This is a genomic window from Nocardioides sp. GCM10023255 (assembly GCF_042653125.1).
Taxonomy (GTDB): Bacteria; Actinomycetota; Actinomycetes; order Propionibacteriales; family Nocardioidaceae; genus Nocardioides.
Map to the genome: position 1 here is coordinate 616,320 of NZ_JBHSHU010000005.1, position 6,608 is coordinate 622,927.

Annotated in this window: 7 protein-coding genes; 1 reads left to right on the forward strand and 6 read right to left on the reverse strand. The window is 73.9% G+C overall.

Going from position 1 to position 6,608, the window contains the following annotated elements:
* Nucleotides 1-16: 16 nt before the first annotated feature.
* From recN to ACFO9I_RS12100, 5 genes are read right to left on the reverse strand one after another with little or no spacing between them, the layout of a single operon-like run.
* Nucleotides 17-1,768 carry a DNA repair protein RecN gene (gene recN / locus ACFO9I_RS12080; protein WP_379181095.1) on the reverse strand — a complete coding sequence of 584 codons (1,752 nt, stop codon included), beginning with the start codon at nucleotides 1,766-1,768 and terminating at the stop codon, nucleotides 17-19.
* On the reverse strand, nucleotides 1,761-2,744 hold the full coding sequence (locus ACFO9I_RS12085) for an NAD kinase (protein WP_379181097.1): 984 nt from the start codon (nucleotides 2,742-2,744) through the stop codon (nucleotides 1,761-1,763). Before ACFO9I_RS12085 ends, recN begins: the two co-directional genes overlap by 8 nt.
* A complete protein-coding gene (locus ACFO9I_RS12090; protein WP_379181099.1) occupies nucleotides 2,741-3,580 on the reverse strand; it encodes a TlyA family RNA methyltransferase in 840 nt (279 codons plus the stop codon). Before ACFO9I_RS12090 ends, ACFO9I_RS12085 begins: the two co-directional genes overlap by 4 nt.
* Nucleotides 3,581-3,586: 6 nt before the next feature.
* Nucleotides 3,587-3,844 carry a hypothetical protein gene (locus tag ACFO9I_RS12095; protein WP_379181101.1) on the reverse strand — a complete coding sequence of 86 codons (258 nt, stop codon included), beginning with the start codon at nucleotides 3,842-3,844 and terminating at the stop codon, nucleotides 3,587-3,589.
* Nucleotides 3,845-3,874: 30 nt separating this feature from the next.
* Entirely contained in the window at nucleotides 3,875-4,873 is a 999-nt protein-coding gene (locus ACFO9I_RS12100) for an HAD-IIA family hydrolase (RefSeq protein ID WP_379181103.1), read from the reverse strand.
* Between the two features lie 48 nt (nucleotides 4,874-4,921).
* On the opposite strand from ACFO9I_RS12100, the gene ACFO9I_RS12105 reads away from it, so the two are divergent.
* Nucleotides 4,922-6,046 carry a DUF1015 family protein gene (locus ACFO9I_RS12105; RefSeq protein ID WP_379181105.1) on the forward strand — a complete coding sequence of 375 codons (1,125 nt, stop codon included), beginning with the start codon at nucleotides 4,922-4,924 and terminating at the stop codon, nucleotides 6,044-6,046.
* Here ACFO9I_RS12105 and ACFO9I_RS12110 read toward each other — a convergent pair.
* Nucleotides 6,021-6,401 (reverse strand): single-stranded DNA-binding protein, encoded by a 381-nt coding sequence (locus ACFO9I_RS12110; RefSeq protein WP_379181107.1) that lies wholly within the window; start codon nucleotides 6,399-6,401, stop codon nucleotides 6,021-6,023. The genes ACFO9I_RS12105 and ACFO9I_RS12110 overlap by 26 nt on opposite strands.
* Nucleotides 6,402-6,608: the final 207 nt, after the last annotated feature.

The following is a 6,608-nucleotide window of genomic DNA, read 5'->3' on the forward strand; positions in this document are numbered from 1 at the left end:
GAGTCGGCGTCGCCGGTCAGCCCAGGGCGCGCGCCGGCTGGGCGACCTCGAGCAGCTCGCGCGCGTGCGCCAGCGCCGTGTCGGAGTCGGTGAGCCCGGCGAGCATCCGGGAGAGCTCGCGCTCGCGCTCCCCCGCGTCGAGGACGCTGAGTCCGGAGCTCGTGACGGTCCCGTCGTTGGACTTGGCGACCACGACGTGCCGGTCGGCGTACGCCGCGACCTGCGGCAGGTGGGTCACCACCAGCACCTGCGCGTCGCGGGCCAGCCGGGCCAGCCGACGTCCCACCTCGACCGCGGCGGTGCCGCCCACCCCGGCGTCCACCTCGTCGAAGACGAACGTCGGGACCGGGCTCGTGCCGGCGAGGGAGACCTCGAGGGCCAGCATCACCCGCGACAGCTCACCGCCGGAGGCGCCCTTGTGCAGCGGTCGTGGTTCCGATCCGGTGTTGGCGGCGAGGAGGAACTCCACCTCGTCCACGCCGGACGGCCCGAAGCGCAGCCACCGGTCCCCCACCCGCAGCGGGGACCGACCGTCCTGCTCGGTCTCGTCGACCTCGTTCTGGCGCACCGCGATCTCGATTCGGGCGTGCGGCATGGCCAGCAGCGTCAGCTCGGCGGTCACCTCCTCGGCGAGGCTCGTCGCGGAGGCCTGCCGCGCCTCGGAGAGCGCGGCCGCGGCCGCTCCGAGCTCGAGACGCAGTCGCTCCTGCTCGGCGCGCAGCTCCTCGATCCGCTCGTCGGTGTGGTCGAGCTCGAGCAGCCGGGTCGCCGAGGTCTGCGCCCAGGCCAGGACCTCGTCCACCGTGTCGCCGTACTTCCGGGTCAGCGCGGTCAGCGCGGCCCGGCGCTCGGACACGGCGGCCAGGCGGGCCGGGTCGGTCTCCACCCTGGAGGCGTACGACGCCACGTCGGCAGCGACGTCGGAGAGCAGGTAGGTGATCTCGGCGAGCCGGTCGGCGAGCTCTCCGGCTTCCGGGTCGTGCTCCCGCACGCCCTCGAGCTGGGTGCGCGCGGCCGCGGTGGTCGCGAGGGCGTCCGGCTGGTCCTGCTCGCTCGACAACGCCTCACGTGCCTGCTCGGCGGCGGTGCGCAGCGTGTCGGCGAAGCCGAGCCGGGACTCCTCCGCCGCCAGGGTGGCGTCCTCGCCGGGCTCGGGCGAGACCGCCTCGATCTCGCCGAGGCCGAACCGGAGCAGGTCGGCCTCCCGGGCCCGGTCGCGTGCGGTCGTGACGACCTCGTCGAGCTCGCGCTCGGTCGCGCCCAGGCGCTGGTGGAGGTCGGTGTAGGTGGCCAGCAGGTCGGCGGTGGCCTGCCCACCGAAGCGGTCGAGAGCCTCCCGCTGGGCTCTGGCCCGCAGCAGGCGGTGCTGGTCGGACTGCCCGTGGACGGCGACCAGCGGCTCGGCCACCTCCTGGAGCACCGACACCGGTACCGCTGCCCCGCCGACGAAGGCCCGAGACCGCCCCTCGGCGGCCACGTTGCGCGCCAGCACGACCCGGTCGTCCTCGACCTCGCCGCCGGCGTCCTCGACCGCGGCGGCGAAGGGGGCGAGGCCGTCGACCCGGACCACTCCTTCGACCCTGGCCGACCGGGCGCCCGACCGCACGGCGCCGCTGTCCGCCCGACCGCCCAGCAGCAGGCCGAGAGCCGTGACGATCATGGTCTTGCCGGCGCCCGTCTCACCGGTGATGACGGTCAGGCCGGGACCGAGCTCGAGCGTCGAGGACTCGATGATGCCCAGCGAGCCGATCCGGATCTCCTCAAGCATCGTGCCCCTCGGCCAGTCGGCGACGTCGTTCGCTCGAGCCGCGCCATCCCTCGACCGGCAGGCCGAACTTGGCGACGAGCCGGTCCGTGAACGGCGCCTCGTGGAGGCGGATCAGCCGCACCGGGCTGTGCCCGCGACGGACCTCGATCCGGGCGCCGGGCGGCAGGTCCACCGCGCGGCGGCCGTCGCACCAGAGCACCCCTGCGCCCTCGGTGCGCGCGAGCAGCTCGACGGCCAGCACCGACGTCGGCGCGACCACCATCGGTCGGGCGAACAGCGCGTGGGCGCTGATCGGCACCATGAGCAGTGCCTCGACCCCGGGCCACACCACGGGGCCACCGGCACTGAAGTTGTACGCCGTGGAGCCGGTGGGGGTCGCGCAGACGACACCGTCGCAGCCCCACCGCGACAGCGGCCTTCCGTCGATCTCGACGACGACCTCGAGCATTCGCTCGCGGGCCGCCTTCTCGACACTCGCCTCGTTGAGAGCGAACGTGCTGAACACGACCTCTCCGTCGCGGTGCACGGTGACGTCGAGCGTGAGCCGCTCCTCGGTGGTGTAGCGCCGGTGCACGATCGCGTCGATCGTGGACTCGACGTCGTCGTGCTCCGCCTCGGCGAGGAAGCCCACGTGCCCGAGGTTGACGCCGAGCACCGGGGTGCCGCTGGCGTGGGTGAGCTCGGCGGCCCGCAGGATGGTCCCGTCACCCCCGATGACCAGGGCCAGCTCGCAGTCGACGCCGGCACGGTCCTCGTCGGCCACGACCTCCAGCGGCGGGTCGAACTGCCCGGCCTCGACCTCGAGGTCCTGCGCCTCGGCGGCCAGCAGCCGGACCGTGATTCCGTGACCGGTCAGGGCCTTGCAGAAGGCGCGCGCGACCTCGCGGGCCTCGTCACGTCCGGTGTGGGCCAGCAGCAGGACCCGGCGGCCCGTGCCGTCGTCGGCCGTCTCGTCGGCTGGTCGGTGGTCGCTCACGGCTCCACCTTCTCACCCGGCACCCCCAGCGGTGCGGCAGCCTGCACGACCTCCGTGATCCGGTCGGCGCCGATCTCGGCCGGGCCGCGGCGCAGCCACAGGAAGAACTCGACGTTCCCCGACGGCCCGGGCAGCGGACTGGTCGTCACCATCCGGGCTCCCCACCCGCGGCGGGCTGCCGCGTCGGCCACCGAGACGACCGCCTCGGCGCGCAGCGCCGGGTCGCGGACCACGCCGCCCTTGCCGACGCGCTCCTTCCCGACCTCGAACTGCGGCTTGACCATCAACGCCAGGTCACCCGACTCCGCCGTCACCCCGAGGAGTGCGTCCAGCACCAGCTCCAGCGAGATGAACGACAGGTCGCCGACCACCAGGTCGACGGGGCCACCGATGCTGTCGAGGGTGAGCTCACGGACGTTCATCCGGTCGTGCACCACGACGCGCTCGTCCTGCCGGAGCCGCCAGGCGAGCTGGCCGTAGCCGACGTCGACCGCCACGACCTGGGCGGCGCCGTGCCGCAGCAGCACGTCGGTGAAGCCTCCCGTGGAGGCGCCGGCGTCCAGGCAGCGGCGCCCCTGCACGACCAGGCCCGCCGGCTCGAAGGCCGCCAGCGCGCCGGCCAGCTTATGCCCACCGCGCGAGACGTAGTCGGGACGGTCCGGGTCGTCGGCGACCACGATGGCGACGTCGGTGGTCACACCGGTCGCGGGCTTGGACGCGACGGCGCCGGAGACCTTCACACGCCGGGCCGCGATCAGCTCGCTGGCGTGCTCCCGGGACCGGGCCAGGCCGCGCCGGACCAGCTCGGCGTCCAGACGGAGACGACGGGGTGGCACGGGCGGTCAGGAGGGCCGGTCGGCCGGCGGTGCGGGCCGACCCGGGGCCGGCCGCTCGGGCCCGGGCTGGGCGTCCAGTGCCTTGCGGAGCTGCTCGTGGGCGGTCTCGAACACGCCCACGTGCTCCTCGATCGGCCGCTCCTCGAGCTCCTCCACAGCGGCGATGACGGCGTCGACGCTGTCCACGCCGGTCCGGACCTGCTCCGGCCGGGCGCTGTCGGGCTCCGGCTCGGCGGGGCCGGCCACCTGCGGGTCCTCACTCATGGCGCCGAGACTATCCCGCGTCGCGCCGGCTCACGGCAGCGGCGCACGTACGTCGTCGACGCGGACGGACTCCCCGGAGTCGTCGAGGTGGCGCCAGGCCGTGGCCGCGACCACCCGCCACCAGTCCGAGACGTCGCCGGCGCCCGTGACGACGAGCCGGCCGTCCTCGACCGAGGCCGTCCATCCGCCCAGAGCCGGGTCCTCGCCGTCCGAGCCGGGCGCCGTGTGTGCCTCCAGCAGGCCGGCCAGGTCCGCGGCGACGTACGTCGGACGCTCCTCAGGGGTGGCCGCGACCAGCTCGGCGAGGCCGGTCACCCCGGTCATCACGAGCAGCGAGTCCAGGCCCGCGTTGACGGCGCCGGCGATGTCGGTGTCGAGCCGGTCCCCCACCATGAGCGGGCGGTCTCCGCCCACGCGGCGCACCGTTTCGTCGAGGAGGGGGCGCTGCGGCTTGCCGGCGACCACGGGCTCGACCCCGCTGAACGAGCTCAAGGTCCGGACCAGCACCCCGTGCCCCGGCGCGACCCCGTACTCCGTGGGGAAGGTCAGGTCGGTGTTGGAGGCGACCCAGGGCAGGCCGTCCCGGATCCGGACGGCGGCCTGCATGATGTCGCGCCACACGACGTCCGGCCCGTAGCCGCTCACGACCGCCTGGGCCTCGTCGTGCACGGACACCGGCTTCAGCCCCTCGGCGACCAGTGCGTCCTCGAGCCCGGCGCCGCCCAGCAGCGCGACGTGCGCGCCCTGGCCGAACCGGTCCACGAGCAGCCGCGCGGCGGCCTGGGCGGAGGTGACGACGTCGGAGTCCTCCGCCTCGATCCCGAGCTCGCGCAGGTGCTCGGCCACCCGCTGCGGCGGCCGGGCGGCGTTGTTGGTGATGAAGGCGAGCCGGAGGCCGGCCTCGCGGGCCGCCGCGAGGTGATCAGGAGCACCGGGTACGGCGTCGCCACCGACGTAGACCACGCCGTCGAGATCCAGCATCGCCAGGTCGTAGGTGTCGCAGAGCGGCCGGTCGGACGAGCCGAGCATGGAGACCTCCTCAGGGGTTCGGACCTCGGGGCACCCTACGATGCTCCGATGGACGACAGCCTGGTGGTCACCCCGCCGTACCTGGCCGGGCCGCTGCGCCTGCTGCCGTTCCGCGGACTGATGCTGGCGCCCCGCCGGATCGGCGACCCCGGCGCAGCCCGGGCCTTCGCCCGACCCTACCGGGACGTCACCCGGCGACTGGGCCGCTGGGAGCAGCAGGGGCAGGTGCACCACGACAGCGAGCCCGCGGTCTACCTCCACGAGTACACCTCCCGCGGGATCACGGTCCGGGGCCTGGTCGGCGCCCTGGACATCTCGCACCGCGCGCACGACCGCGCCGACCGAGCGGTCTACCCCCACGAGGGCATCCACCCTCTCCAGGTGGCCGAGCTGGCCGAACGCATGGTCGAGATGCAGATGAACCCGGCTCCGATCCTGCTGGTGCACCGCGGGCACGCCGAGGCCCGGCACATCATCCAGGGTCTGCTCGCCACCCCGCCGGACCACGCCTTCACCGACCGCGGCGACCAGCAGCACCGGATCTGGGCGATCCGGGACCCGGCCCAGCTCGAGGCTCTCGACGAAGCCCTTGCCGAGTCCCGCGCGCTCATCGCCGACGGCCACCACCGGTACGCCGCCTACATCCGTCTCCAGCAGCAGCACCCCGGGGGAGCCTACGACCTCGGGCTGGCCATGCTGGTCGACCAGGACGACACCCCTCTCTTCCTCGGCGCCATCCATCGGGTGTTCCCCGGCGTGGGACTCGATGACCTCGAGCTCGCCGCCGCTTCCCGGGGCGTCGGGTTCCGGACGTGCACCGAGACGGAGGCCGTGGCCCTGCTCGGGCCCGAGACCCTGGTCGCCACCGACGGAAGCCGCTGGGCCACGCTCCAGCTCACGGTGCCGCGCACGCGGGCCGCCGTAGAGATCCTCCACGAGGACCTGGTGCCGGCCCTGGCCCACGACCCGGGCACGGTCGGCCGCCATCACTCGGTGGAGGACGCAATGGCGCACCTGGCAGAGGTCTCGGGGATCGCGATCCTGCTGCCCGCCCCCGACTTCGACCTGGTGCTCCGCATCGTCGCCGCGGACCGGCTGCTGCCCGAGAAGGCCACCTCGTTCCAGCCCAAGCCCAACATGGGCGTGCTCATCCGTTCGCTGCGCGACGCATGACCCTGCCGCCGTAGACCTCGATCTCCACCCGCGACGCCGCCGACCCGCCGGCGCGGAAGAACCGCCGCCGCACCGAGCCGGTGATCTCGACCTGGTCCCCCTCCTGCCAGGTCACCACCGACCTGCGCACGCGGCCACCCCAGACCACGCACTCGAGCACGTCGACCGTCTGACGTGACCCTGCCCGGACGCTCTGCCGAGGCACCACGACCCGGAACGTCCACAGCGCATCGCCACTGGGCAGGATGCGCTCCTCGGGCGCGGCCGAGACGCGTCCTACGAGGCGTACCTCGTTGACGGCCTCAACCCCGGAGCCGCCGGGCTCCTGCTTCTTCTTCGTTGCCGGTGCGGACATCGCACATCACCTCCACGCACATCCCAGTGCCTGGCTGGGACGTTCCGGCTGTTCGCCGGCGGTCCCTGTGCACCACGACAGCGGCACGTCACGCTGTGGAAGGAACGCGGCCGGTCTGTCCGGCTGACGCCTGCGACGCCTGAATTGATGCGTAAATGCAGGTAGGGCCACCCCGTGCGGGGTGGCCCTACCTTCAATGTTTGTCCG